Genomic DNA, 25,960 nt, shown 5'->3' with positions numbered 1-25,960 from the left:
GCAAGGCTCGGCTAGGTTTTCGTCAGGGAGAATGGCGCAACAGGGAGTACGCGCGATGGCCGACTACAAGCCGGGCAATATGGATATCCGTGTCCAGGAAAGAACATTCGCAGGATTTGTGCGCTTCGTCACAGTCGCGGTTATTGTGATCCTCTGCTTTCTGGTGTTTCTCGCTCTTGTGAACGGCTGACGCAACCGGCGCAGCTGGAAAGAGACACGCTCAGAACGGGAGATCGGGCAGATGATGCGCCTGCTTCTCGTCTGCCTGATGCTGCCGCTTCTGCTGGCCGGCTGTGGTGCAGACGACATTTATGCCTCGGATGCCGAGGTAGCCAAGTTTCGCTACGTTTCCGAAGAGCCGCCCTCGCTGACGCTTTACACGGTGATCAGCACCAATACGGGTGCGGGTGGCCATTCGGCGCTCATGATCAACGGGCGCGAACGGATCATCTTCGATCCGGCCGGCACGTGGAATCACCCCTGGGCGCCCGAGCGCAACGACGTGCATTTCGGCATCACCGAGAAGATGCGGAAATTCTATATCGACTACCACGCCCGCGAGAGCTGGTATGTGCGCGCCCAGACGATCCCTCTGACCATGGCCGAGGCCGATCAGCTGATGGCGCGGGTCGAGCGCAACGGCTCGGTCAACAAGATGATGTGCGCGGATTCGGTCTCGAGTGCGCTGCGCGACATGCCGTGGCTGCACGACAAGATCCCCTTCACCTTCTCGCCGATCAAGCTGTCGAAAGCCTTCGGAGAACTGCCCGGCGCGGTGACGAAGGATCACTACGACAATGACCCGGACGACAATTCGGGCGTGCTTTTGATCCAGCAAGAGCCCTATCGCCACGGCGAGACGGCGTTCAACCAGTGATCTGAGCCTCAGCGGGCCCGCAATTGCCTGCGCGACAGCGCACGCGCAAGGGCGGGCCCGGCAATCAACACCAGCAGGAACCGCGCGATCTGCATCGCCATGACGAAGGGTACATCGACCTGCGTGCCCGCCGCGATGATCGCCACCGAATCCGCGCCTCCGGGACTGGTGGCGAGATAGGCGGTGACGGGTTCGATCCCGGCGAAATGAACCAGCGCCATCGCGAAGCCCGCGCAGAGCGCGATCAGCGCAAGGATCGACCCGACGATAAGCGGCAACAGCCGCGCCGTATGCCGCAGCACCTCGCGGGAAAAGCGCATCCCGATCCCCCAGCCGACAATCGCATAGCTGAGCGCGAGCACCGTCTGCGGAAGCGTGATCTCGACGAAGCCCAGCGCGCCGAAGATCAGCCCGCCCGCCATCGGGAGCAGGAGCCCGCCGCCGGGGATCTTCAGTTTCAGCCCGAGAAAGGCCATGCCGATTCCCAGCGCGAGGCTCTTGGCGACCTCGATCATCGCGCCCGCCTCGGGTTGGGCGCTAATTGCGGCAACGCTTCCGGGCTGTGCCACGCCGAAGAGCCGCACCACGGCGGTTGCGGCAATCGCGCAGCAGGCGACGCGGGTATATTGCATCACCGCCACCAGCCGCATATCGGCGCCGAAATCGTCCGACATCAGCGTCATCACGGTCGCGGCTCCCGGCGACGAACCCCAGATCGCGGTCGTCCCCGGCAGACTGCCCGAGCGCGCCATGGCCCAGCCCAGCGCCGAAGCGCCGAGCACGGTCGAGAGTGTTCCGACCAGGAAGATCGGCCAGTCACGGACAATCTCGGGCAGGATGGAGGCGGGCAGCTTCGAGGCGATCATCACGCCGACCACCCCTTGCGCCGCCACGAATGCGGCCCGCGGAAGCTTCACGGAACCGCCGCTCGAGGCGAGCGCGATCGCCACCGCCATCGGACCAAGCAGAAAGGCGGCGGAAAGATGGACCGCACCCAGAAGCGCGGCGAGAAACACGGATCCTGCAAGCAACACCGCCCAGCGCAGCGTTTGCGGCCAGCGCGCGGGATCAAGGGCGAAGGGTCTGGGATCGGGCATGCTGGCTCGCGCAGGCGGAATTTCTGCATCGTCACGAGCAGATCGCGCCCGCGCCGTCAAGCATCCGCACCGCGCAGATGGGTGTGCAAGCGCCCGCCCGTCCACAAGCCTTTGCAACCGCACAACCGCCCCTATTCGCAATTGACGCCTCTTCCTGCGCCATCCGCGCCCGAGAACCCCGACGAGAATGCAGGTTTTCTTGTCTCGGGGCCGTGAATTGAATTGAACTATCCGGTAAAATGGCCACCTTGAGCACAGTCCCGCCGCCACGAGCGGGCAAGTTACATGGGAGGAACGGATGTTTCACAACATCAAGCTCGGCGCGCTGGTCGCCGGGGCCATCGCTTTCAGCGCACCTGTCGCTCACGCAGAGAACTTCATCAACATCCTGACCGGGGGCACCTCGGGCGTCTACTATCCGCTCGGCGTCGCGATTTCGGAAGTCTACGGTCAGAACATGGAAGGCGCGCGCGTTCAGGTGCAGTCGACCAAGGCGTCGGTCGAGAACCTCAACCTGCTCCAGCAGGGCCGGGGCGAGCTGGCCTTCGCGCTGGGGGATTCGGTGAAGGACGCATGGGAAGGCAACCCCGAAGCGGGCTTCAAGGCACCGCTGGGCAAGCTGCGCGCGATCGCGGCGATCTATCCGAACTTCATCCAGATCGCGGCGCTGAAGGATGCCGAAGCCACCACGATCACCGATCTGAAGGGCAAGAGCCTGTCGGTCGGCGCGGCGAAGTCGGGCACCGAACTCAACGCCCGCAAGATCTTTGCCGCCGCGGGCATGAGCTATGACGATATGGGCAAGGTCGAATACCTGCCCTTCTCGGAATCGGTCGAACTGATGAAGAACCGCCAACTCGACGCGACCTTCCAGTCCTCGGGTCTGGGCAATGCGGCGCTGAAGGATCTTTCGACCACGCAGGCCGTGACCTTCGTCGCGATCCCCGCCGATATCGCCGAGAAACTGGGCGCGCCCTACAAGGCTGGCGTGATCCCCGCGGGCACCTATCCGAACCAGGATGCCGATGTGCCCACGGTGGCGATCACCAATATCCTCGTCACCCGCGAGGGCGTCTCGGACGAAGAAGCCTACCAGATGACGAAGTTGATCTTCGAACATCTCGACACCCTCAAGGCGGCCCATTCGGCGGCCGGTGGCATCTCGCTTGAGGATGCGGTGAAGGGTCTGCCGATCCCGCTGCATCCGGGCGCGGAGCGCTACTACAAGGAAATGGGCGTTCTGCAATAAGCCCGCGTAAAGACGGGACCGGGGCGACGCGCAACGACGGGTCGCCCCTTGATATTTGAGGGAGAAGAAAATGACCGACATGAGCAAGGAGGCAGAGGTCGATGCCGTCATGCACGACCCGCTGGCCGATGGTTTCCCCCATAGCCGCGAGGGGCGCGTTCTGTTCTGGCTCGCCGTGGCGTTCTCGGTCTGGCAGATCGCCTTCGCCGCCCATGTGATCAGCCCCTCGAGCCAGATCGCCCGCGCGGTCCATGTGGGCTTCCTGCTGGCCCTCGGTTTTCCGCTTCTCTCCATAGCGAAGGGCTTCGGCCCGCTCGGGCGCACGTTCGCCTACCTTCTCGCTGCGGGCGGCGTCGCCGTCGCGGCCTATCAATGGATCGAATACACGCCGCTTCTGCTGCGCGCGGGCGATCCGAACACGCTCGATCTGGTCATGGGCGTGCTGCTGCTGATCACCGTCTTCACCGCCGCATGGATGCTGATGGGCCCGGCTCTGCCGATCATCGCGGGGACGTTCTTCCTCTACGCAATGTTCGGCCAATACCTGCCCTCTCCGCTCAACCATCGCGGCTATGCCTTCGAGCAGGTAATCGAGCAGATGAGCTATGGCACGGAAGGGATCTACGGCATCCCGACCTATGTGTCGGCAACCTATATCTTTCTCTTCATCCTGTTCGGCGCCTTCCTCGAGAAGGCCGGGATGATCAAGCTGTTCACCGATGTCTCGCTTGGCATGGTCGGCCACAAGATGGGCGGGGCGGCGAAGGTCTCGGTCCTCTCTTCGGGGCTGATGGGGACGATCTCGGGCTCGGGCGTGGCGAATGTCGTCACCACCGGACAATTCACCATCCCGCTGATGAAGAGCTTCGGCTACCGTCCGGCCTTCGCGGGCGGGGTCGAGGCTACCGCCTCGATGGGCGGACAGATCATGCCGCCGGTCATGGGGGCCGTTGCCTTCATCATGGCCGAGACGCTGGGCGTCGATTACGTCGAGGTGGTGAAAGCCGCGCTGATCCCGGCGATCCTATATTTCGCGGGCGCCTTCTGGATGGTCCATCTCGAGGCGGGCAAGCGCAACCTGCGCGGCCTTGCCAAATCCGAGCTGCCCAGCCCGCGCAAGGCGCTCAAGGAGGGCTGGTATCTGCTGCTGCCGCTCGCGGTACTCGTGTTCCTTCTGTTCTCGGGCTACACGCCTCTTTTCGCGGGAACGGTCGGCCTGTCGCTGACGGGCCTGTTGATCCTCGGTGGTTCGGTCGCGCTGGGGCTGCCCAACACCGTGATCCGTTCGATCTTCTGGATCATTCTCGCTCTGGTCGCCGCGGCGTTCTTCGAGGTCGGGATATGGGCCGTGCTCGCCGCGCTGGCCGTGCTGGTCGCGATCAATGCCTTCTCCAAGGGCGGCCGCGAAACGCTGGCGATCTGCCGTGACAGCCTTGCCGATGGCGCGCGCACCGCACTGCCCGTGGGGATCGCCTGCGCGCTGGTCGGCGTGATCATCGGCGTGATGACCCTGACGGGTGCCGCCACGACCTTCGGCCAGTTCATCGTGGGCGTCGGCAAATCGAGCCTTTTCCTGTCGCTGATCCTGACGATGATCACCTGTATCGTGCTGGGGATGGGGATCCCGACGATCCCGAACTACATCATCACCTCCTCGATCGCGGGGCCTGCGCTTCTCGATCTCGGCGTGCCGCTGATCGTGAGCCACATGTTCGTCTTCTACTTCGGCATCCTTGCGGATCTGACACCACCCGTCGCGCTTGCCTGTTTCGCCGCCGCCCCGATTGCCAAGGAGAGCGGCCTGAAAATCAGCTTCGAGGCAATCAAGGTCGCCGCGGCCGGGTTCGTGGTGCCGTTCATGGCCGTCTATACGCCTGCGCTGATGTTGCAGGATGGCGGGCCGCTCGCGGGTTCGATCGGCTACTGGCCAGCGGTGGCCTATGTCGTGATCAAGGCGCTGCTCGCGCTCTCGCTCTGGGGCGTGGCGGTGATCGGCTGGCTCGGGCGCCCGCTGGCGCTTTGGGAACGTGCGCTCGGCATGATCGCAGGCTTCACCCTGATCGCGGCGCTGCCGCTTACCGATGAAATCGGCTTCGCGCTGGTCGCGCTCTTCGCCGTGACGCTCTGGCTGCGGCGCGAGAAGGCGGCGGCGTGAGCGCGAGCTGCCTCATGGTCGGCGCGGTGATGATCGCGCTGGCCCCAAGCGGCCAGTTCTCCCTTGAATGGACCCATTCGGTCGAGAAGGAGGGCTGGCGCGAGCATTGGCAGGTCACCGATCACGGCACGCTGCGGCTCGTCGGGGCAGCGGTGAAGGGATCGGGCGCGGGGATGGAGCCCGGCCCGGGCGGTCATTTCGAGAACGGCTGGTGGGTCTGGAAAGCCGACGGCCCCGAAGTGCCCGAGTTGGAACTCGCAGCTTCCGGCGCGACCGTCTCGGGCTGGACACTTTGTGCGAAGGATTGTCAGACGCTCGGCGTGACGCCAGAGGCGCCGATCCGCATCGCGCCCTGCCCCACGAGTGGCAACTGACGTCTCTCAGAAGGTGGGTGGGGTCGCGGCGCTGACGATCACGCAGCGCGTTTGCGCCACGTTGCGAAACCTATGCGGTAAGCGGCTGTCGAAGAGATAGGCGTCGCCTGCCCGCAACAGCTCTGTCGTCTCGCCCACGGTCAGCAGCATCTCGCCCTCTATGACGAACCCGCCCTCCTCACCCTCGTGGCTATAGGCTTCCTCGCCCGTATCGGCCCCGGGCTCATAGGTCTCGTAAAGCAACAGCAGGTTCGTCTGCCCCTGCTTCCCCCATCGTTTGAGCGAGAGCGCCTTGAGCGCCTCCGCCCCCGCAGAGCGGTAGATGCGGCCAGGGTTGATTTCGGTCAGCTCACCGTGGCGGAATACGAATTTCCCCGGCTCCGGGGGCGCACCGCTGTCGAAGAACTCTGCCAGCGTCATGCCGAGAATCTCGAGGATCTTGCGCAGCGAGGTGATCGAGGGCGAAGTCTTGTTGCGCTCGATCAGCGACACCAGACCGTTCGTCACGCCTGCCCGCTGCGCCAGTTCGCGCTGCGAAAGGCCGCTCTCCTCGCGGATCGTCTTCAATCGGGAGCCGACATCGAAATCACTCAAATCACAATCCTCTCGCGCCCTTGTTCTACGGGCGTGCGCATGTGCTGACAATGACCCTAGCCTGTTTAACGCCGTTTAACAAACTAAACGTTGCGAGGTCAGATATTAAACGCTAGCGTGCGGCGCATATCCTGATTCTCCGCCAACATGCGAGGCTCCCCATGACCACGAATACCGAGCTCGAAACCCGCCGCGCCGCGGCCCTGGCCCGTGGGGTCGGCGTGCAAACCCAGAATTTTGCGGTCTCGGCCGAGAACGCGACGGTCACGGATGCCGATGGCAACGAACTGATCGACTTCGCCGCCGGGATCGCGGTGGTGAACACCGGCCACCGCCATCCGAAAGTTATCGAGGCGGTCAAGGCACAGCTCGACGCCTTCACCCACACCTGCCATCAGGTTCTCCCCTATGAGCCCTATGTGCGCCTCGCCGAGCGTCTCAATGAGAAGACGCCGGGCGATTTCGCGAAGAAGTCGATCTTCGTGACCACCGGCGCCGAGTCGGTCGAGAACGCGATCAAGATCGCGCGCGCCTATACCGGCCGCAACGCGGTCATCGCCTTTGGCGGCGCCTTCCACGGCCGGACCTTCATGACGATGACGCTCACCGGCAAGGTCGCGCCCTACAAGGCTGGTTTCGGCCAGATGATGCCCGACATCTACCACGTCCCCTTCCCGAACGCGCTGCATGGCGTGTCGACCGATGACAGCTTCGCCGCGATGGAGAGCCTGTTCAAAACCGATCTCGACCCTTCGCGCCTCGCCGCGGTGATCTTCGAGCCGGTGCAGGGCGAAGGCGGCTTCAACCCCGCCCCGCATGATTTCGTCAAGCGCCTGCGCGCCTTCTGCGACGAGCATGGCATCGTGATGATCGCCGACGAGGTGCAGACCGGTTTCGCGCGCACCGGCACCCTCTTCGCAATGCACGCCTATGGCGTAGCGGCGGACATCACCACGATGGCGAAAGGTCTGGGCGGCGGTCTGCCGATCGCGGCCGTGACCGGCAAGGCCGAGGTCATGGACGCGGCCAACCCGGGCGGTCTGGGCGGCACCTATGGCGGCAACCCGCTGGGCGTCGCGGCCGGGAACGCGGTGCTCGACGTGATCGAGGAAGAGGACCTGTGTTCGCGCGCCAACGAGCTCGGCTCGCGCCTCAAGCAACGCCTGGAAGCGATCCGCGCCACCATGCCCGAGATCGCCGAGATCCGCGGCCCTGGCTTCATGGTCGCGATCGAGCTGATGTCGGACGGCAAGCCTGATGCGGCCCTCACCCAGCGCATCCGCGTCGAGGCGCTCAACCGCGGCCTGCTGCTCCTGACCTGCGGCGTCTATGGCAACGTGATCCGCTTCCTCGCACCGATCACCATCCCCGACGAGCAGATGGCCAAGGCGCTCGACATTCTCGAAGAGGCGATGGCGGCGGCGAAGGAGGCCTGAGAATGTTGAAGCTGAAAGACCCGAGCCTTCTGGAGACGCGCGCCTATGTGAATGGCGCGTGGATCGAGACCGGCAAGACTTTCGACGTGAACGATCCGGCCACCGGGGAACTGGTGGCCAAGGTCACCGATCTGGGCGTGGATGAGACCCGCGCCGCGATCGAGGCGGCCTATGCGGCGAAACCCGCCTGGGCCGCGCTGACCGGCAAGGAGCGCGCGGGCTACCTGCGCAAATGGTTCGACTTGATGATGGCGAACCAGGACGACCTCGCCGCGATCCTGACCGCCGAGATGGGCAAGCCGCTGGCCGAGGCCAAGGGCGAGATCGCCTATGGCGCCTCCTTCATCGAGTGGTTCGCCGAAGAGGCCAAGCGCGTTTACGGCGACGTGATCCCCGGCCACCAGCGCGACAAGCGCATCATCGTGCTCAAGCAGCCGGTGGGCGTCGTGGGCTCGATCACGCCGTGGAACTTCCCCAACGCGATGATCGCGCGCAAGGTCGCCCCGGCGCTGGCCGTGGGCTGCACTTTCGTCGGGCGCCCGTCGGAATTCACGCCGCTCTCGGCGCTCGCGATGGCGGTTCTGGCCGAACGCGCGGGCATCCCGGCAGGCGTGGTGAACATCATCCCGGGCCTCGATGCGGCGGGCATGGGCGAGGAGCTTTGCGCCAACCCCAAGGTCGCGAAGATCACCTTCACCGGCTCCACCCGCGTCGGCAAACTGCTGATGAAGCAGGGCTCCGAGACGGTGAAGAAGATCAGCCTCGAGCTTGGCGGCAACGCGCCCTTCATCGTCTTTGACGATGCCGATCTCGATGCCGCCGTCGAAGGTGCGCTGATCGCGAAGTTCCGCAATAACGGGCAGACCTGCGTTTGCGCGAACCGGATCTACGTGCAGGCGGGCGTCTATGACGCTTTCGCAGAAAAGCTGGCGGCGAAGCTCGGCACGCTGAAACTCGGCAACGGGTTCGACGAGGGCGTCACCACCGGCCCGCTGATCAACGCCGCGGCGCTGGCAAAGGTCGAGGATCATATCGCGGACGCCACCGAAAAAGGCGCCGAGATCGCGACGGGCGGGCACCGTTCGAACCTCGGGCGCACCTTCTTCGAGCCGACGATCCTCACCGGCGTCACGCAGGCGATGAAGGTCGCGCGCGAGGAAACCTTCGGGCCGCTCGCGCCGCTGGTGAAGTTCGAGCACGAGGCCGATGCGGTCGCGATGGCGAATGACACCGAGTTCGGTCTGGCAGGCTATTTCTACTCGCGTGATCTCGCCCGCGTCTGGCGCGTGGCCGAGGCGATGGAAACCGGCATCGTCGGCGTGAACACCGGCATCATCTCGACCGAGGTCGCCCCGTTTGGCGGCATCAAGCAATCGGGGCTCGGCCGCGAAGGCTCGAAATACGGCGCCGACGATTTCCTCGAGATCAAATACATGTGCCTCGGCGGGATCGAGTGATCGATCCGCTGGATTGAAGGCTTGGGAGGGGCTGGCGATTGCCGGCCCTTTTCATTTCGGGAACAGCGGCGGCCCTTCGCGCCTTACCCGCGCGCAATCGTCAGGGTCACGCGCAGCCCCCGCGCGCCTTGCGCAAAACTCAGGCTGCCCCCATGCGCCTCGGCCACGGTCGCGGCAATGGTCAGGCCCAACCCATGGCCAGAGACCTGCGCCTCCTGCGGACCACGCTCGAACGGTGCGGTCAGCGCGGCCATCACCTCGGGGCGCGTTTCGCCGCCCTCGTCTTCCACCACGATCTGCGCGCGCTGCGCATCCGCCTCTAGGCTGACATGCGCGCGCCGTCCGTATTTCAGCGCATTGTCGATCAGGTTCGAGATCGCGCGCTGCAAGGCCATCGGGCGCGCGGTTACGAGGATCTGCCGCTCGGACAGCTCCCCATGGCCCACCCGCGAGGAAAACAGCGAACGCGCGCCTTCCGTGCGCACCGGTTCGATCGGGCGCAGCTCGACCGGCTGCCCCGCGTCGCGGTAGTCATCGACGAGGGCCTCGACCAGCGCAGTGAGGCTCAGTTTGCGGGGCGTCTCGACGTTCAGCTCGGAGCGGGTATAGGCCAGCACCCCGTCGATCATCTCGGTCATGCGCTCGATATCGGCGGCAAAACGGTTGCGCAGCACCTCGTCTTCGATCAGCGCCGCCCGCAAGCGCAGGCGCGTCGCTGGCGATCCCAGATCGTGGCTCACCCCGGAGAGCACCATCAGCCGCTTTGACAGCCGCTGGCGCTCGCGGTCGAGATACAGGTTCACCGCCTCGACGATGGCGGCAAGCTCGGCCGGACCCTCGCGTTCGTAAGCATCGGGCCCGCCGCGCAACTGGCGATCGTGCAATTGGCTCGCGAAATCGCTGAAGCGATGCGCGATGCGGCTGGCGCTCGCCAGCAGCGCGAGCAACGCAAACCCGCCCAGCGCCATCGCCGCGATGCGCCTGTCGCGCGGCACCGCCTGACAGCTCCAGAGCGCCGAGCCGTCAAGCCGATACCATGTCCCCCCAGAGCTGCGCAGCACCACCAGCGGATCGCCGCAATAGGTCGAGAGAAGCCGGACGATCTGGCCCAACATCTCCTGCGCGGCCATCTCGGGTCCGGTCGTCAAACGCCCCACCGGATAGCTCAGATCGGAGGAAACCGCCTCGATCACCAGCTGCGGCATGTTGGTGCCGCTCGGATGCAGCCCCGTGACCGGAATATGGGTCAGCAGGGCGGGCCGCGGCGCGTCGGACAAAGAGATGAACTGCGCTTTTTCGGCCAGCTCGGCATCGGGCTTCGTCAGAGGGTAGGCTTGCAAGTCCTTCGGCATCGTCGAGCCGGTCTCGATTGCGGCATACAAGAGCTGCCCGTCGCGATCGGCGTGCAAGAGATGTTCGCGCCAGGCGCCCTGGCTGTCGAACCAGAGCCATGCCGCCGCCACACCGGCGAGAAAGGCTGCCGCGATCCAGAAGGCCGCCATCGCGCGCAGGCTGGGATGGGGCAGCGCCCTCATGTCTCCTCGCGCGTCACGTCGCAGGCAAAGACATATCCTGTGCCGCGTTCGGTGCGTAGCATCTGCGGCGCTTTCGGATTGCGTTCGATCTTCGAGCGCAGCCGCCCCACAAGTACGTCGATCGCCCGTCCGCTAGCGTCGGTCTCGGGGTGATCGCTCAGAGCTGCGGCAATCTCTTCGCGGGTGAGCGGGATATGGGGATTGGCCAGCAACACTTTCAGGAGCGCCGTCTCCCGGCTCGAGAGCATCACCTGATAGCCGTCCGGCGCGATCACCTCGTCGCGCTTGCCGTCATAGCGCCACCCGCCGAAATGCCAGACGCTCGTGGCGCGGCGATAGCTCAGCGAAGGCGACCGGCGCACCCGGCGCAGCACCGCCTTGACCCGCGCGATCAGAAGTTCGGGGTTGAAGGGTTTAGCGATGTAATCATCGGCGCCGACCTCGTAGCCCGCCATGCGCTGATGATCGGCCGAGAGCGCCGAGACAAGGATGATCGGCACATCTTCCTCCGAGCGCAGCCGCGCGCAGATCTCGATCCCGTTCTCATCGGCAAGCATCACGTCGAGCAGGATCAGATCGACGCGGTTCTCCGCCAGATGGGCGTTGATCTCTGCCTCGCTCGTGGCCGGATGCGCGATGAAACCGTGGCGTTGAAAATAGGTCACCATCATCATGCGCATCTCGGAATCGTCATCGACGATCAGGAGCCGGGGAATCGTCATTCCTGTCCCTTCCTTGCGCGCAGCCCGGAATGGCGCCGCCGAAAAACCCGGAATTGGTAACAGCTTGTAACAAACCCGACAAGAATCTCATGCCGCAGCGCAGAGACCTGGCGGTAACGGGATTGCGACCGGAAAATCGTTTTGCAGAATGTCCGCGTTACCGCGCCTCTGGAGGGAGGCGCAGACATCGGGAGGAAAATCGATGACCAAGATGACTGCATTCGCAGCCCTGTCCGCATTTGCGCTGACCGCGGGCAGCGCGTTCGCCGAACCGAAGGCGGAGGTTCTGCACTGGTGGACTTCGGGCGGCGAAGCGAAAGCCGTGGCCGTGCTCCAGCAGGAATTCGCCCAGCGCGGCGGCACCTGGACCGACATGCCGGTCGCCGGGGGCGGTGGCGATGCCGCGATGAGCGCCCTGCGCGCCCGCGTTCTGTCGGGCAACGCCCCGACCGCGGTTCAGCTCAAGGGCCCAGCGATTCAGGAGTGGTATGAAGAAGGCGTCCTCGCCGATATCTCGGATGTCGCCGAAGAACAGCACTGGGCCGACGTTCTGCCCGCGCGTATCGCCGATCACATGAAATGCGACGGCCATTGGTGCGCGGCACCCGTCAACGTGCACCGCGTGAACTGGGTCTGGGCAAACAAGGCGATCCTCGACGCCAACGGCATCGAGATGCCCAAGACCTGGGAAGAGTTCAACGCCGCCGCCGAGAAGCTGAAAGCTGCTGGCATCACACCGCTCGCGCATGGCGGTCAGGCCTGGCAGGACGCGACCGTGTTCGAGACCGTCGTGCTCGGGCTCGGCGGGCCGGAATTCTACCACAAGGCACTGGTCGAGCTCGATCAGGACGCGCTGAAATCGGACACGATGAAAGCGGTCTTCGACGAGATGCGCACGCTGCGCGGCTATGTCGATGACAACTTCTCGGGCCGTGACTGGAACCTCGCGACCGCGATGGTGATGAATGGCGAGGCCGCGTTCCAGATCATGGGCGACTGGGCGAAAGGCGAATTCCTCGCCGCGGGCAAGACCCCGGGCGCCGATTTCGTCTGCGCGCCGACCCCGGGCGATGCCGGCTTCCTTTACAACGTGGACAGCTTCGCGATGTTCAAGGTCGATGGCGCCGGCAAACAGGAAGGCCAGAAGATCCTGGCCGAGCTGATCGTCGGTCCCTCCTTCCAGGAGACCTTCAACCTGAACAAGGGCTCGATCCCGGTGCGTACCGACGTGTCGCTCGACAAGTTCGACGACTGCGCGAAGATGTCGGCTGCCGACATGAAGGCTGATGGCGAGAACGGCTCGCTGTTGCCGTCCTACGCCCATGGCATGGCGCTGCGTGGCGCTCAGGCCGGTGCGATTACCGATGTCGTCACCGCGCATTTCAACTCGGACATGTCGTCGGAAGAGGCCGTGCAGCAGCTGGCCACCGCCGTCGCCAACTCGATGTAATCGCCTGATTACGCCCTTCCGCCCGGTCTCTGCACCCGCAGGGCCGGGCGGTCCCCATCTAGGACAAATCCCATGACCGACTGGCTTTCCCGCCATGTCCCAAAGATCGTATTGGCGCCGACCTTCGTGGCCGTGCTCCTCTTCGTCTACGGTTTCATCGCCTGGACGGCCTGGGTTTCGTTGACGCGCTCCAAGCTTTTGCCGCGCTACGAAATCGACGGGCTGATCCAATACGAGCGGCTGTTCGCCAGCCCGCGCTGGGACACCGCACTTTCCAATCTCTTCGTCTTCGGCGCGCTCTTCATCGGGATCTCGATGATCCTCGGGCTGATGCTGGCGATCTTCCTCGATCAGAAGATCCGCATCGAGGGCGCGCTGCGTACGATCTACCTCTACCCGATGGCGCTCTCGATGATCGTCACCGGCACCGCCTGGAAATGGATCCTGAACCCCGGGCTCGGCATTCAAGCGATGGTGCGGGGCTGGGGCTTCGAGAGCTTCACCTTCGACTGGCTGATCAATCCCGACATGGCGCTCTATGCGATCGTGATGGCCGCGGTCTGGCAGGCCTCGGGCTTCGTGATGGCGCTGTTTCTTGCGGGGCTGCGCTCGGTCGATGGAGAAATCATCAAGGCCGCGCAGGTGGACGGCATCCCAACCTGGCGCGTCTATACCGCGATCATCATTCCCTCGATGGCGCCGATTTTCCTGTCGGCCTTCATCGTGCTCGCCCATCTCGCGATCAAGAGCTTCGACCTCGTCATCGCGCTGACCGGCGGCGGTCCGGGCTACGCGACCGACCTGCCCGCGACCTACATGTATGCGATGGCGTTCTCGCGCGGGGATCTGGGCCAGGCGGCCTCCTCGGCGATGATCATGATGCTCGTCGTCTTCACGATCGTGGTTCCCTATCTCTACTCCGAATTGAGGGCGAAGAATGACTGACGCGACCCTGACCCAAACCGGGCGCGAGCCACGGTCGGCCGGCGCGCTGATCGGCCGCCGCCTGCTGCGCTGGGGGCTCTATGCGCTCCTGTGCCTCTTCGCGCTCTATTACCTGCTGCCGCTTTTCGTGATGCTGACCACCTCGCTCAAATCGCTCGAGGAGATCCGCACCGGAAGCCTCGTGGCCTTACCGCGCGAGGTCACCTTCGACGCCTGGGGCAAGGCTTGGAGCGGCGCCTGCACCGGCATCCAGTGCGAGGGGCTGCGCCCGTTCTTCTGGAACTCAGTGATGATGGCGGTGCCGGGCGTGCTGCTCTCGACGCTGATCGGCGCATTGAACGGCTATATCTTCGCGCAATGGCGGTTCCGCGGCGCGAACCTGTTCTTCGCGTTCCTGCTCTTTGGCTGCTTCATCCCCTTCCAGGTGGTGCTGCTGCCGATGGCGCGGATGCTGGGGATCTTCGGACTTGCGGGGACCATCCCGGGGTTGATCTTCGTGCACACGATCTACGGGCTCGGCTTCACCACGCTGTTCTTCCGCAACTACTACGTGACGATCCCGCATGAGCTGGTGCGCGCGGCCAAGATCGACGGGGCGGGCTTTTTCCGCATCTTCTGGTCGATCTTTCTGCCGCTCTCGCTGCCGATCGCGGTTGTCACGATCATCTGGCAATTCACCCAGATCTGGAACGACTTCCTCTTCGGCGTCTCGTTCAGCTCGGCCGGATCGCAACCGATCACCGTCGCGCTCAACAACATCGTCAACTCGACCACCGGCGTGAAGGAATACAACGTCGACATGGCCGCAGCGATCATCGCGGGCCTGCCGACGCTCTTCGTCTACATCGTCGCCGGGAAATACTTCATCCGCGGGCTGACCGCCGGTTCCGTGAAAGGCTGATCTCATGGCACCCATTCTCGACATCAAGCATCTCTACAAGAACTACGGTTCGACCGAGATCCTGAAGGATATCAACGTCACCATCGAAAAGGGCGATTTCCTCGTTCTGGTCGGCCCTTCGGGCTGCGGGAAATCGACCCTGCTCAACTGCATTGCGGGGCTTGAGGAAATCACCTCGGGCAGCATCGAGATCGACGGGCGCGACATGACCCATGTCAGCCCGAAGGATCGCGACATCGCGATGGTGTTCCAGTCCTACGCACTCTATCCGACGATGTCGGTGGCTAGGAACATCACCTTCGGGATGAAGGTGCGTGGCATCCCGCAAGAGGAACAGGATCGCAAACTCTCCGAGGTTGCCAAGCAATTGCAGATCGAGCAGCTCCTCAAGCGCCGCCCCGGCCAGCTCTCGGGCGGGCAGCGCCAGCGCGTCGCGATGGGGCGTGCTCTGGTCCGCGATCCGGCGCTGTTCCTGTTCGACGAACCGCTCTCGAACCTCGACGCAAAGCTGCGCGTCGAGATGCGCTCGGAAATCAAGAAACTCCATCACCGGCTTGGCGCCTCGATGGTCTATGTGACCCATGACCAGATCGAGGCGATGACGCTGGCGACGAAAATCGTGGTGATGAAGGGCGGCGTGATCCAGCAGATCGGCACGCCCTCGGAGATCTACAATCACCCAGCGAATACCTTCGTCGCGGATTTCATGGGCAGCCCGCCGATGAACCTGATCCCGGCGCGCGCGCATAGCGAGGGCAATGGCACCAAGCTCGAGATCGACCGCGAAGGTCTCGAGCCGATCTTCCTCAACGTGCCGCGCAAGGATCTTCCGGGTGAGGTCGTAGTGGGCGTGCGCCCCGAGGATCTGGCCGAGGCCGGGTATCGTTCGGGCGACACCGTGCAGCGCGCAGCGATCCGGGTGGACATGGTCGAGCCCGCCGGCGCCGATACGTTCGTGACGACCCATATGGGTGGCAAGATGATCACCGCGCGGCTTCACGCCGAGACCGTCGCCCATCCCGGAGAGATGCTCGATCTCGAGTTCGATCTCGAGAAGGTCACCTTCTTCGAACCCGCCTCCGGTCAGCGCATCTGAGCGTATAAACGACATGAAACGGCCGGACCCGCGAGGGCCCGGCCGTTTTTCTTTGCGCGGATCGACGTCGCGGCTGTCCCGCTCAGAGCTTTGCCGTGGTCACATAACGAAGGGCACGGGCGACTTGCTCGGGCGTGCGAGCCACCGCGCTGGCGGCCGCGTCGACCTCCTTGAGCGCGTGGTCGTGTTCAGGCGGTTGCAGCACGATGATCGGCTTGCCCAGCGCGGCCGCATAGCCCGCATCGAAGGCGGCGTTCCATTGCTTGTATTTCTCGCCGAAGCAAACCACGAGAACGTCGCAGCGCTCAATGCCGGTACGGATGCGGATCGCGTTGAGCGACGCCCCCTTGCGGTCGTGCCAGAACTTGTTTTCCTCGGCGCCGAAAATCTCGACCCCGCAATCATCCGAGGCCGCGTGATCGGTGACCGGGCCGGACCAGTCGATCTCAAGCCCCTCACAGGCCGCAATCACGGCCTCGCGCCAATCGGTGTGAATCTCGCCTGCGAGGTAAACACTCAGTCTCATCTCAACTCCCTTGTTTCGGCCAGCTCGGGATCGGGCAGCGCACAAGTGACGCCACGGCCAGCCATGTCGAGGCCGGAGTCTCGACCATGGAGCTGGCCTTTGCAAGTTGCACCGCGCGCCCCGCGTCCCGGTTCAGCCGATCCGGGTGATCCGCGCGGGCAGCCCCTGACGCACCGCCGTACCCGAGACCGGATCGACCCAGACGCCCGCTTTCTCGCGGGTGGGATCGACGAGGCCCAGATCGTTGAGCAACACACCCGCCGCAAGGCGCGGATCACCGGGCACGGTCGTCGCGTCGATTGTGATGTCGCGCGCACCGAAGCCGCGATGGCCAAAGCCATGCTCGATCGCCACGGTGTCGGGCGCGAGCCCGTCGCGCACCACGGCCACGCTTTCGAGCGTGCCGCCCGGCGTCGTCAGCCGCACCATGTCGCCGGTCGAGATCCCATGCGCCTCGGCCAAGGCTCGCCCCACCGCGACGGGGTTCGAGGCCACGATGCGCAGCAGTGCCGTCGCGCCCACCGAATAGGAATTCTGAAGCGGCGACTTGTAGCTGATCACCTTCACCGGCCAATCGGCATCGGGGTAATGATCGGCCACTTTCGAGCCATCCGCGAACTGCGCCTCGCGCCAGGCGGGCGTGCCGGGCATGTGCTTGCCGGTGGTCGACTGGCGGAAGCTGCCGAGCCCTTCGTTCCAGATCAGCATCGGCTCGGAGAAGGCATAGGTCGCGCGATCGCCATCATAGCTGCGCTCGATCGGCTCGTAGCGCCCGCCCTTGGCGAAGATGGTCGCAGCCTTGCGCCATTCATCAGGTTTCAGAACGGCTTGCAGATCTTCGACGATCCGGGCGACGTTCGACAGCGCGATATCCTCGTCGCTCGCATCCGCGACCGGCGTCTTGCCGATCATTGCGACATTGGCCGCCCCGCGCAGATACCAGTCCTCGGCACGGTTGAGCGGGTGCAGATTGCCCTCGGAATCCGGGATCGCGTGATCGCCGAAACCGGGCAGGCCCATTGCCTTGGCGGTCGCGATCAGGAAGGTCTCCAGCCCGACGCGCTCCCCTTCGGCATTCTTCTCCATCTTCGGCTCGATCACCGGCCAGCGCGCGCAGGTCGCCTTGGTGGCCACGCCGCCCCAGGGTTTGGTGAAGCCCCAGGTCTCGTACATCACCGAATCCGGCACGATGTAATCCGCGATCGCCGAGCTTTCATTGATGAACGGGTCGATCGAGATGATCAGCGGCACGACCTGCGGATCTTTCAGCTTCTCGACCAGGGGGGCGATGCCGGGGATCCCGTAGATCGGGTTGGTATTGCGCAAGATCAGCGCCTCGGCGCCGTAGGGGTAATGATTGACGATCGAGCTGATCCACTCGGTCGCGAGCCCCGGCGCGTTGGGATACCAGGGCGCATCCGCCGGGAAGGGCTTGCCTGCCGCTTTCTTGGCCTTGAACTCGCTGGTTTTCACATAAGGAACGTTGCGCCCGATCGGCAGGCCCTTGGCCTGCACCGCCCCCGGGAAAGACGCTAGATCATAGGCGGGCCCCTTGTTGTCGGGGAACCAACCGCCCGCGATCATCGTGCCACCCTTCCAGTTCAGGTTGCCGATCAGCGTGTTGAGCATGGTGAGCGCATAGGCGTTGTAGAAGCCCGAGCCGGTCATCATCCCGCCATGGCTGTTCACCGCCGCCTTGCGGCCATGGCTGGTGAACTCGCGCGCAAGACCCACGATGGTCTCGACCGGGATGCCGCAGGCTTCTGAATAGGCCTCGATGCTTTGCGAATAGGCTTCGTCGCGCAACGCACTCAGCGCAGTCTTGACCGCGACCGGCCCGCCGGAGGTCTCGACCACGCCGTCGAAATAGAGCGGCGCGGCCGAGGCGCCGGCCGGGATAGGACCGGCCTCGGACGCGACGAGGAAAGGATCGGCCTCCGAATAGGGTCCGTCCTCGACAGCCAACCCGATATCAGAGCCGCGCAGCGTGCGGCCGAAACGGGGATGGACCTCGTCCACGATCACCAGGTGGGTGGCGTTGGTCCAGTTTGCCTCGCCCGCGGCGTCGGCGGCGGCCTGACTGGGCTGGGCGAGATAGGCGGCGTTGATCCGGTCGTTCTCGAACATCCAGCGCATCATCGCCATCGCCAGCGCGCCATCGGTGCCCGGCTTGATCGGCACCCAGCGCGACCGCTCGCCCGAAGGGCCGTTCTGCGCGTTGTTGAGCACCGGATCGACGACGACATAGCTCAGATCGCCATCCGAGCGGGCCTTGGCAACCAGCGTCCCGATCCGCTTGAACGGGTTGCCCGCATTGCCCGGCGCGGTGCCTGCGAAGATGATGAACTCGGCATTCGAGAAGTCGGGCTTGGCATGGGGCATTTTCTTGAAATCGCCAAAGAGCGCCCCCGAGCCCGACCGATACGCCCCGCCGCAATAAGAGCCGTGCCGGGTGAAGTTGTTCGACCCGAAGCTCTGCTTGAGCCAGCGCAGCACCAGATTGTCGCGCCCGTCATCGACGCAGTTCATCAGCGCCAGCCCGTTGGCGCGGGGACCAAGCTCGGGCGCGCATTCCTTGATCGGCGTCTCGAGATCGCGGATCTCGCGCAGACCCGCCACGCGCCCTTCGCCGAAGAGATCTCCTCCCTCGACGACCTCGGCCACGAGTTGCTCGAAGCTGATCGTCTGCCATTGGCCAGAGCCACGCGGCCCGAGCCTCTTGAGCGGCTTGAGCACCCGGCGCGGATTGTCGACCTGCTGCAGCACCGCGTTGCCCCGCCCGCAGGCGGTGGAGCGACTGGTGAGCCCCTGTCCCTTGCCTGCCTGCGCCATCGCCGCGAAGCTCTCGGCGACCGAGGCCGAATAGGGAATGAAGGGATCGGTCGACATCGGCGAATAGGGGTTGCCCGCGACGCGCAGAACCTTGTTGGCCTTCTTGTCCACCCGCACCCGCACCCCGCACATCGTCGTGCAGCCGATGCACATCGTGTAGCTGATCGCCTGATCGGGATTGAGCTCGACATCGCCGGTCTCGGGATCGACGCGGTATTCGGCGGGGATCGAATTTCCGGTCAGATGCTCGTTGCGCGGCACCTCGCCGGCCCATTTCCCCTTTGTGATCTTCTTCACCGTTTCGGCATAGCCCGCGCCGAAGGTGGCGAGCCCCGCGGTCGCGGCGGCTCCTTTGAGGATATTGCGACGGTTGGTCATGATTGAAACTCCTCAGACAGAACGGGCCGGACGGGGGGCGCCATGGCTGCGCTCGGGCAGCCCGGCCTCGGTCCAGGGAAGGAAGGTCGTGTAGACGACGAGCAGGAAGACCCAGAGCCCGAAGGTGCCGATCACCCCCATCAGCCCCGCGACCCCGGTGGGCAGCAGCGCGTCGTAGAGACCCGAACCGACTTTCGGCACCGCCTGTCCGCCCATGAAGACGGTCCAGCGGAACATCCAGGCCGCATGGATCGCGATCAGCCCCGTCGCCCAGCCGGTATGGCGCGGAGCGATCAGGCCGAGCAGGAGCGGCACCGCGATCGCCGCTGCGCCCCAGAACGCGATCTCTTGCCAGATCGTGAAGCCCGCTACCGAGGCGAGAGCCTGCGAATGGGCGGGCGAAAGCCCCGATTTCGCGACCGTGAGCCAGATCGCGCCAAGGCTCGCCACCACGCAGAGGGCGACGACAAGCCGGCGGTTGAGTGCGGCCTCGAGCGCGCCGTCGCGGCTCAACATCCGCTCGAGCACCAGCATCACACCCAGCGCGCCGACGAACCCGGTTGCCGCGAACTGCAGCGGTAGAAGCGGCGTATTCCACAAGGGGCGGGCGCGCACGACCATCACCTCGACCCCGGTATAGGTCAGGATCCCGAGCGCGGCGACGCCGGCAAGCCCGCCCAGCAAAGGCGCGAAACCGTTCGACGGGCCGCCAAGGCTCAGCCAACGGAAGAGCCAAGCGAAGCGCCAGTTTTCCTGGCCCATCGCGAAGAAGGCGGGACGATGCAGCGCCCAGGCGAAGCCCAGCGTGAAGACGACATAGGAGGGAACGATCCAGGCGCCCCAGGCCATCCACGAACTGGTGTGGGTGTAGACGAAGAACTCCCAGAAGCGTGCGGGCTGGTGCAGGTCGGCCAGAAGCGCGATCGGCGCGGTGATCCCGGTCGTGACCGCTGTCATCAGCGCCAGCCGCGCGCGCGGCAGGGCCTCTGCGCGCCCGAAGGCAAAGCCCGGCAGCGCCATCAGGAGCGCAGTCGCCGAGATCGCGATCAGGAAGAAATATTGCACGGCCCAAGGCAGCCAAGCCGCCTCATGCACCGCTCCGACGAGTTCATGAACTTGCACGTCCATCTCAGTGAGCCTCCCCGTGGTCGGCCATTTCGGGATGATAGGCAGCCTCGCCCGCAACCCGACCTTCGAGAACCTCGTCGAGGCCGATGTAATAGACATTGGGATTGGTATGCATCTCGGGGCGCAGCACCGAGACCTCGTTTTCCGCGAGCATCTTCGAGACTTCGCTTTCCGGGTCGTTCAGATCCCCGAAATTGCGTGCCCCGCCGACGCAGGTTTCCACACAGGCCGGCAACAGCCCCGCCTGGGTTCGGTGGAAGCAGAAGGTGCATTTATCCGCGACCTGCGTTTCGTGGTTGATGAAGCGCGCGTCGTAGGGGCAGGCCTGCACGCAATAGGCACAGCCGACACATTTCGACGCATCGACCAGAACCTCGCCGTTCTCGGCCTTGAAGGTCGCCTCGACCGGACAGACCGGCAGACAGGGTGGGTCGTCGCAATGGTTGCAAAGACGCGGCAACATCACCATCGCCGGATCCTGCCCGTCCTTGACGAGTTCGTAGACCGAAACATGGGTGCGGAAAGCGTCCTCGGGGACGGCGTTTTCCATGATGCAGGCGACGGTGCAGGCCTGGCAGCCGATGCATTTGCGCAGGTCGACCACCATGCCCCAATGCGCTACATGGCCTTCTGCAGTTGCGGCCTCGGCGGCGCCTGCGGCACCGGCCACGGAGGCCGCGGCACCGATGGTCACCTTGCCGATGGCGCTCAGAAAGCCGCGGCGGGTCGTATCCATTGGGCTGATCCTTTCTGATTGGCTCAACCCGGATCTTACGCCCGCCGCCCTCGCGCGCGGTATCGGAGGAAACCCCGCCCCCCTGGGGGTTAACCCCTAGGTTTCAGCCCATCCCGCCGCGACAAGCAGTCGCACCAGATCGGCCGCGCTGCCCGCACCCATCTTGTCCATGACGTTGTGGCGATGGTTCTCGACGGTCTTCAGGCTGATCCCCAGATCCGCCGCGATCTGCTTGTTCTGCCGCCCCGCGAGCACGGCGCGTGCCACCTCGGCCTCGCGTGCGGTCAGACTGGCGACCCGACTGACGAGCTGCGCGCGTTCGCGCCCGGTTGCGGCGCGCTCACGGCTGAGCGCAAGCGCTTCGTTGATCCGTTCGACCAGAGCCATGCCGTTCACGGGTTTCTGGAAGAAATCCATCGCGCCCGCGCGCATCGCCCGTACTGCCATCGGGACATCGCCATGACCGGTGATCATGATGACCGGAAGCGGGCAGTCACGCCGACCCAGCTCATCGAGCAGTTCGAGCCCGGTCATGCCCGGCATTCTGACATCGGCCAGGATGCAGCCCACCACCTGCCCGTCCAGATGCCCGAGCAGATCGGCTGCGCTGGCATGACCCCGGGTCTCGAGACCGAGCGAAGAGAGCAGAAAGCCCAGGCCCTCGCGGGCCGCCCGGTCGTCATCGACGATATGGATGATCGCATCCCCGCTCATTCCAGTTCCTCTACCGGCAGCCAGATCGCCACGCGCAGCCCGATGCCATCCTCGGGCGTCTGGGCACGCATCGTGCCGCCATGCGCCTCGACGATCGAGTGACTCAAGGCGAGCCCCAGCCCGATCCCTTCGCTCTTTGTGGTATAGAAGGCCTCGGCGAAGTGGTCCATCGCGGCCCCGGACATCCCGTGACCGTGATCGCGCACCGACACGCAGACACCCTCGCCTTCGGACGGATCGCGCGCAGGTTCGGCACGGATCGTGATGCGGCGCGCCTCGGGAGCGGTTTCGGACATCGCGTCGATGGCGTTCTGGATGAGATTCAGCACCACCTGGGTCAACTGCACCTTGTCGCCCGAGATCACCGTCAGATCCGGCGGGCAGTGCAGATCGACGACGACGCCTGCGCGATGCACTGCCGCATCGAAGAGTGCTGCGCACTCGTCCAGCAAGTCGCAGATCTCGACCGGAGCACGCTGGCTTTCGCGCTTGCGTACGAAGGCGCGGATCCGCTGGATCACGGTCGCTGCACGATTGGCTTGCGCGGCGATTTCGCTCGAGGCGGTCTCCATGTCGCTGGTCGTGAAATTCCCCGTCTTGAGCCGCAACAGGCAACCTTGCGCGTAGTTGGAAATCGCGCTGAGGGGCTGGTTGAGCTCGTGGGCGATCGAGGAGGCCATCTCGCCGAGGATCGACAGCCGCGCGACGTGGTCGAGCTCACGCCGGTGTTGCCGGTCAGCTTCCTCGGCGCGCTGGCGTTCGGCCATCTCGAGCTTGAGCTGGGCATTGGCCTGATCGAGCGCCCGAGTGCGCCGCCGCACCAGCGTCTCGATCCGCACGGAATAGAGAGCCCAGAACGCCAGAGCCGCCGCGAGTGCAATCAGCCAGTCGCGATAATCGGCGATGAATTCGCGAATGGAAACCGGGCCGGTGCGAACATAGGGGCCGATCTGGAGCTTGCGCATCAACTCGTGAACCGGCTGGTAATCGAGCGGAACGGTCCACAGGTTTCCCTGCCGGATCTGCAAAAGCGCCACGGCGACCTGCTTGGCCAGCTCTGGCGAAGTCGCGCGCGTCTTCGCGAAGGGCCAGCCCGGATAGACGGGGCTCGAGACCGCGCAATCGGTGCCCTCCACACTGCGCTGCGCGAATGCATGAAGTGCACCGTAGCGGGCGCGATCCTCGGCCTGCAATTCCTCGAGCATGCAGGCGCGCAGCACCGCCGCGTCCGCGGTCCCATCCAGCACAGCCTGCGCCGCGCGCTGCATCGGATACCCCGTCACCACAAGTTCCACCTTGCCCGGCAAACCGCGATCCGTGTCGGCCATCTCCGACCAGATCAGCTGGAAGCCGCCAAAGGCTTCGGGAGCCACGATCGCGAGCCGCTTCCCCGCAAGATCGCCGATCCCCGTCATGTCCTCGCGCGCCACCAGCGTCGAGGCCACAGGCTGGTCCCCTTCGGCAGTCGCGACCCGGCTGATGTGATGGCGATATTCCAGCTCGGCATAGTTGCCCGGATTGGTGATCACGAAATCGAGATCCCCCGCGGCGAGCGCCGCATCGAGCTGGTGAATGTCGAGCGCGACGAGGCGCACCTCGTGATCGGGCAACGCCGCAGCAAGCGCCTTTTCGGTTGGCGCCCAATGCGCAAGCGAATGCTCCGAACCGAGGTAGTCGAGCACGCCGACTCGCAACGGCGTCTCGGCCAAAGCCTCGTCGGCCACCAAGAGAAGGCCGAGAACCAACGCCATCCAGCGAAAGATGAGCGGCCCGCGAAAGCGGACGCGCGCGGTATTATGCACTCAGCCACCCCGCGAGCCGGTCGGGATCAGGCAAGCCACCCGCATGCACTAGCTTGCCATCGACGGAAATCCCCGGCGTCGACATCACGCCCGCAAGCGCGATCGCCTTCGGATCGGAAACCTTTTCGACCTCGACGTCGATACCCAGCGTCGCAGCCGCCTGCTTCACCATCTCGGCGGTCGTCTCGCAACGCTTGCAGCCCGGGCCATAGACTTTGACGGTTTTCATTTCGCGTTCCTTTCAGAACATAAGGTTGAACAGGTAGCCGACAGCGAGAATGCCGCTTGCGACCACGCCGATGAACACCGCAATGAGGCGCAAGGTCAGCACCTGCTTGAGGATGATCATCTCGGGGAGGCTAAGTGCGATCACACTCATCATGAAGGCAAGCACCGTGCCGAGCGCCGCGCCCTTGCCGAGAAGCGCCTCGACGATCGGGATCACGCCTGCGGCATTGGTGTACATCGGGACGCCCATCAGGACCGCGGCCGGAACGGACCACCAGGCATCGGCCCCCATGATCCGCACCATCAGGTCTTGCGGCACGTAGCCGTGGATCAGCGCGCCCATCGCGATCCCGAGCACGATCCAGATCCAGACCTTCGCGAAAATTTCTCGGACAGCCTGGATCCCCAGCCGATAGCGGTCGACCATGCTCAGGCGCTCGTCTTCGAGGCCTTCAGGCACCTGGGCACCGGAGTGAATGTCACGCACCCAATCCTGCAACCAACCCTCAAGGCGCAACTTCCCGATCACGAAACCTGCAATGATCGCGATCGCGAGACCGAAGACGAGATAGGTCAGCGCAACTTGCCACCCCACCAGCCCGAAGAGGAGCACCAGCGCGACCTCGTTCACCATCGGCGCCGCGATCAGGAAGGAGAAAGTCACGCCAAGAGGCACGCCTGCGGAGATGAAACCGATGAACAGCGGGACGGCCGAGCAGGAACAAAACGGCGTCAAGACGCCGAGCCCCGCCGAGAGGATATTGCCGACACCCTCGCGCTTGCCCGAGAGCAAGGCACGGGTTTTCTCGGGGGAGAAGAAACTGCGCACGATCCCCATCGCAAAGACGATGAGCGTCAGCAGCATCATCACCTTTGGAACGTCGTACAAGAAAAACGCGATCGCCTCTCCCGCATGGCTATGGCGGGCGACCGGCATAAGCGAGGTGAGCCAGTCCGACAGCGCGAGCAACTGATGATAGAGCCACCACCAGGACGCGACGAACGCCGCGACGCCGATATGCCAAAGCCAGTTCCCGCGCAGAGGTGCCTGCGGATGATCCGTCATTCCCGTGCTCATGCCGCACTCCTGTCATTTGCGGGGCCGACCGAGAGGACGGCCGCCAAAACCACCCGAATATCTGCAGGCATCTCGTCATTAAGCCGGTAGCGCACCCATTGCCGGTCGCGGCGATCGGTGACCAATCCGGCGTCCTTGAGAACCCGCATATGTCGCGACATCCGGCTTTGCGTCGCCCCGATCCTCTCCATCAACTCGCAAACGCAATGCTCGCGTTCATCAAGAAGCAACCGCATCGCCTCGAGACGGGTCGGTTCGGCCAGAGCAGAGAGAACGGATAACAACATGCCACCACCCTTCCGGATCACGCAGCTCGAATATGCGCATAACCGCATATCCCAGGCCGGTGTGCTTTGATCCAAATCATCGGATGGATGAAAATGGTGGAAAAACCCTCGTTCTCAGGCGGAGCTTACAGATGTCGAATTCGGGATAGTGTGAGGAGGGAATCTTCGCTGAATCGGCACCTCTTCATCGCCTACCTCTTTTGATGGAGGACAGCGTGATTTCAAATCGAGGATGTTTCCGAGGATCAGGTCAGACCAAATGCAAGCGTGTCAATTCCGCGCCGCGTGCTTCCAGCGGAGGAATCCGAATGCAAAAAGCGCCCCTTGGGGCGCCATCGAACTGTATTTCAAAAGATTTGGTTG

Annotated in this window: 24 protein-coding genes; 11 read left to right on the top strand and 13 right to left on the bottom strand. The window is 64.4% G+C overall.

The annotated features are described in order from the left end of the window. The first annotated feature begins 55 nt into the window (after positions 1 to 55). The gene (locus tag BMI90_RS10285; protein ID WP_078529086.1) at positions 56 to 190 is read left to right on the top strand and encodes an aa3-type cytochrome c oxidase subunit IV; all 135 of its coding nucleotides are present in this window, start codon (positions 56 to 58) and stop codon (positions 188 to 190) included. 51 nt (positions 191 to 241) lie between these two features. Then, the gene (locus tag BMI90_RS10280; protein ID WP_245795041.1) at positions 242 to 877 is read left to right on the top strand and encodes a hypothetical protein; all 636 of its coding nucleotides are present in this window, start codon (positions 242 to 244) and stop codon (positions 875 to 877) included. Between the two features lie 8 nt (positions 878 to 885). Here the strand turns inward: BMI90_RS10280 and BMI90_RS10275 are convergent, their stop codons facing one another. After that, on the bottom strand, positions 886 to 1,974 hold the full coding sequence (locus tag BMI90_RS10275) for an AbrB family transcriptional regulator (protein ID WP_078529084.1): 1,089 nt from the start codon (positions 1,972 to 1,974) through the stop codon (positions 886 to 888). A gap of 298 nt (positions 1,975 to 2,272) precedes the next feature. On the opposite strand from BMI90_RS10275, the gene BMI90_RS10270 reads away from it, so the two are divergent. The 3 genes from BMI90_RS10270 (at position 2,273) to BMI90_RS10260 (ending at position 5,752) form a co-directional block, all read left to right on the top strand. Further along, positions 2,273 to 3,223, top strand: a complete 951-nt coding sequence (locus BMI90_RS10270; protein ID WP_078529082.1) for a TAXI family TRAP transporter solute-binding subunit — start codon at positions 2,273 to 2,275, stop codon at positions 3,221 to 3,223. A gap of 109 nt (positions 3,224 to 3,332) precedes the next feature. After that, positions 3,333 to 5,378 (top strand): TRAP transporter permease, encoded by a 2,046-nt coding sequence (locus BMI90_RS10265; RefSeq protein ID WP_246831543.1) that lies wholly within the window; start codon positions 3,333 to 3,335, stop codon positions 5,376 to 5,378. Next, complete coding sequence (locus tag BMI90_RS10260) at positions 5,375 to 5,752, top strand: DUF1850 domain-containing protein (protein ID WP_246831532.1); 378 nt, start codon at positions 5,375 to 5,377, stop codon at positions 5,750 to 5,752. The genes BMI90_RS10265 and BMI90_RS10260 overlap by 4 nt, the downstream gene beginning before the upstream one ends. A gap of 6 nt (positions 5,753 to 5,758) precedes the next feature. On the opposite strand, the gene BMI90_RS10255 is transcribed toward BMI90_RS10260, so the two are convergent. After that, the gene (locus BMI90_RS10255; RefSeq protein ID WP_078529076.1) at positions 5,759 to 6,346 is read right to left on the bottom strand and encodes a cupin domain-containing protein; all 588 of its coding nucleotides are present in this window, start codon (positions 6,344 to 6,346) and stop codon (positions 5,759 to 5,761) included. Between the two features lie 161 nt (positions 6,347 to 6,507). Here BMI90_RS10255 and BMI90_RS10250 point away from each other — a divergent pair, with 161 nt between their 5' ends. Both BMI90_RS10250 and BMI90_RS10245 read left to right on the top strand, forming a co-directional pair. Further along, positions 6,508 to 7,782 (top strand): 4-aminobutyrate--2-oxoglutarate transaminase, encoded by a 1,275-nt coding sequence (locus BMI90_RS10250; RefSeq protein ID WP_078529074.1) that lies wholly within the window; start codon positions 6,508 to 6,510, stop codon positions 7,780 to 7,782. Positions 7,783 to 7,784: 2 nt separating this feature from the next. Beyond that, positions 7,785 to 9,239: an NAD-dependent succinate-semialdehyde dehydrogenase gene (locus BMI90_RS10245; protein WP_078529072.1), complete on the top strand. Its 1,455-nt coding sequence runs from the start codon at positions 7,785 to 7,787 to the stop codon at positions 9,237 to 9,239. An 83-nt stretch (positions 9,240 to 9,322) separates the two neighbouring features. On the opposite strand, the gene BMI90_RS10240 is transcribed toward BMI90_RS10245, so the two are convergent. Then, positions 9,323 to 10,774, bottom strand: coding sequence for a HAMP domain-containing sensor histidine kinase (locus BMI90_RS10240; RefSeq protein WP_078529070.1), 1,452 nt, complete (start codon positions 10,772 to 10,774; stop codon positions 9,323 to 9,325). Continuing rightward, positions 10,771 to 11,496 carry a response regulator transcription factor gene (locus tag BMI90_RS10235; protein ID WP_078529068.1) on the bottom strand — a complete coding sequence of 242 codons (726 nt, stop codon included), beginning with the start codon at positions 11,494 to 11,496 and terminating at the stop codon, positions 10,771 to 10,773. Before BMI90_RS10235 ends, BMI90_RS10240 begins: the two co-directional genes overlap by 4 nt. A gap of 211 nt (positions 11,497 to 11,707) precedes the next feature. On the opposite strand from BMI90_RS10235, the gene BMI90_RS10230 reads away from it, so the two are divergent. The 4 genes from BMI90_RS10230 (at position 11,708) to ugpC (ending at position 15,888) form a co-directional block, all read left to right on the top strand. Further along, positions 11,708 to 12,946, top strand: a complete 1,239-nt coding sequence (locus tag BMI90_RS10230; protein ID WP_093470144.1) for an ABC transporter substrate-binding protein — start codon at positions 11,708 to 11,710, stop codon at positions 12,944 to 12,946. Positions 12,947 to 13,018: 72 nt separating this feature from the next. After that, on the top strand, positions 13,019 to 13,891 hold the full coding sequence (locus BMI90_RS10225) for a sugar ABC transporter permease (RefSeq protein ID WP_078529064.1): 873 nt from the start codon (positions 13,019 to 13,021) through the stop codon (positions 13,889 to 13,891). Beyond that, entirely contained in the window at positions 13,884 to 14,792 is a 909-nt protein-coding gene (locus tag BMI90_RS10220) for a carbohydrate ABC transporter permease (RefSeq protein ID WP_038076548.1), read from the top strand. The genes BMI90_RS10225 and BMI90_RS10220 overlap by 8 nt, the downstream gene beginning before the upstream one ends. 4 nt (positions 14,793 to 14,796) lie before the next feature. After that, positions 14,797 to 15,888 carry a sn-glycerol-3-phosphate ABC transporter ATP-binding protein UgpC gene (gene ugpC, locus BMI90_RS10215; RefSeq protein ID WP_078529062.1) on the top strand — a complete coding sequence of 364 codons (1,092 nt, stop codon included), beginning with the start codon at positions 14,797 to 14,799 and terminating at the stop codon, positions 15,886 to 15,888. An 82-nt stretch (positions 15,889 to 15,970) separates the two neighbouring features. Here the strand turns inward: ugpC and BMI90_RS10210 are convergent, their stop codons facing one another. From BMI90_RS10210 to BMI90_RS10170, 9 genes are all read right to left on the bottom strand, one after another. Further along, positions 15,971 to 16,414, bottom strand: coding sequence for a YtoQ family protein (locus BMI90_RS10210; RefSeq protein WP_078529060.1), 444 nt, complete (start codon positions 16,412 to 16,414; stop codon positions 15,971 to 15,973). Between the two features lie 132 nt (positions 16,415 to 16,546). Then, positions 16,547 to 19,624, bottom strand: a complete 3,078-nt coding sequence (locus tag BMI90_RS10205) for a molybdopterin dinucleotide binding domain-containing protein (protein WP_078529058.1) — start codon at positions 19,622 to 19,624, stop codon at positions 16,547 to 16,549. Positions 19,625 to 19,636: 12 nt separating this feature from the next. Further along, positions 19,637 to 20,752, bottom strand: coding sequence for an NrfD/PsrC family molybdoenzyme membrane anchor subunit (gene nrfD / locus BMI90_RS10200; RefSeq protein ID WP_078529056.1), 1,116 nt, complete (start codon positions 20,750 to 20,752; stop codon positions 19,637 to 19,639). Position 20,753: 1 nt separating this feature from the next. Then, on the bottom strand, positions 20,754 to 21,488 hold the full coding sequence (gene dsrO, locus BMI90_RS10195) for a sulfate reduction electron transfer complex DsrMKJOP subunit DsrO (protein ID WP_078529054.1): 735 nt from the start codon (positions 21,486 to 21,488) through the stop codon (positions 20,754 to 20,756). A 96-nt stretch (positions 21,489 to 21,584) separates the two neighbouring features. Then, positions 21,585 to 22,202, bottom strand: a complete 618-nt coding sequence (locus tag BMI90_RS10190) for a response regulator (RefSeq protein ID WP_078529052.1) — start codon at positions 22,200 to 22,202, stop codon at positions 21,585 to 21,587. Then, the gene (locus tag BMI90_RS10185) at positions 22,199 to 24,004 is read right to left on the bottom strand and encodes a PhnD/SsuA/transferrin family substrate-binding protein (protein ID WP_078529050.1); all 1,806 of its coding nucleotides are present in this window, start codon (positions 24,002 to 24,004) and stop codon (positions 22,199 to 22,201) included. The genes BMI90_RS10190 and BMI90_RS10185 overlap by 4 nt, the downstream gene beginning before the upstream one ends. Further along, complete coding sequence (locus BMI90_RS10180; RefSeq protein ID WP_078529048.1) at positions 23,997 to 24,233, bottom strand: thioredoxin family protein; 237 nt, start codon at positions 24,231 to 24,233, stop codon at positions 23,997 to 23,999. Before BMI90_RS10180 ends, BMI90_RS10185 begins: the two co-directional genes overlap by 8 nt. 12 nt (positions 24,234 to 24,245) lie before the next feature. Next, a complete protein-coding gene (locus tag BMI90_RS10175; protein WP_078529046.1) occupies positions 24,246 to 25,310 on the bottom strand; it encodes a permease in 1,065 nt (354 codons plus the stop codon). Beyond that, the gene (locus BMI90_RS10170) at positions 25,307 to 25,597 is read right to left on the bottom strand and encodes a metalloregulator ArsR/SmtB family transcription factor (RefSeq protein WP_078529044.1); all 291 of its coding nucleotides are present in this window, start codon (positions 25,595 to 25,597) and stop codon (positions 25,307 to 25,309) included. The genes BMI90_RS10175 and BMI90_RS10170 overlap by 4 nt, the downstream gene beginning before the upstream one ends. Positions 25,598 to 25,960: the final 363 nt, after the last annotated feature.

The organism is Thioclava sp. L04-15, from assembly GCF_002020275.1.
In the GTDB taxonomy this organism is placed as follows: Bacteria; Pseudomonadota; Alphaproteobacteria; order Rhodobacterales; family Rhodobacteraceae; genus Thioclava; species Thioclava marina.
This window is presented reverse-complemented; position numbering and strand designations above follow the sequence as displayed.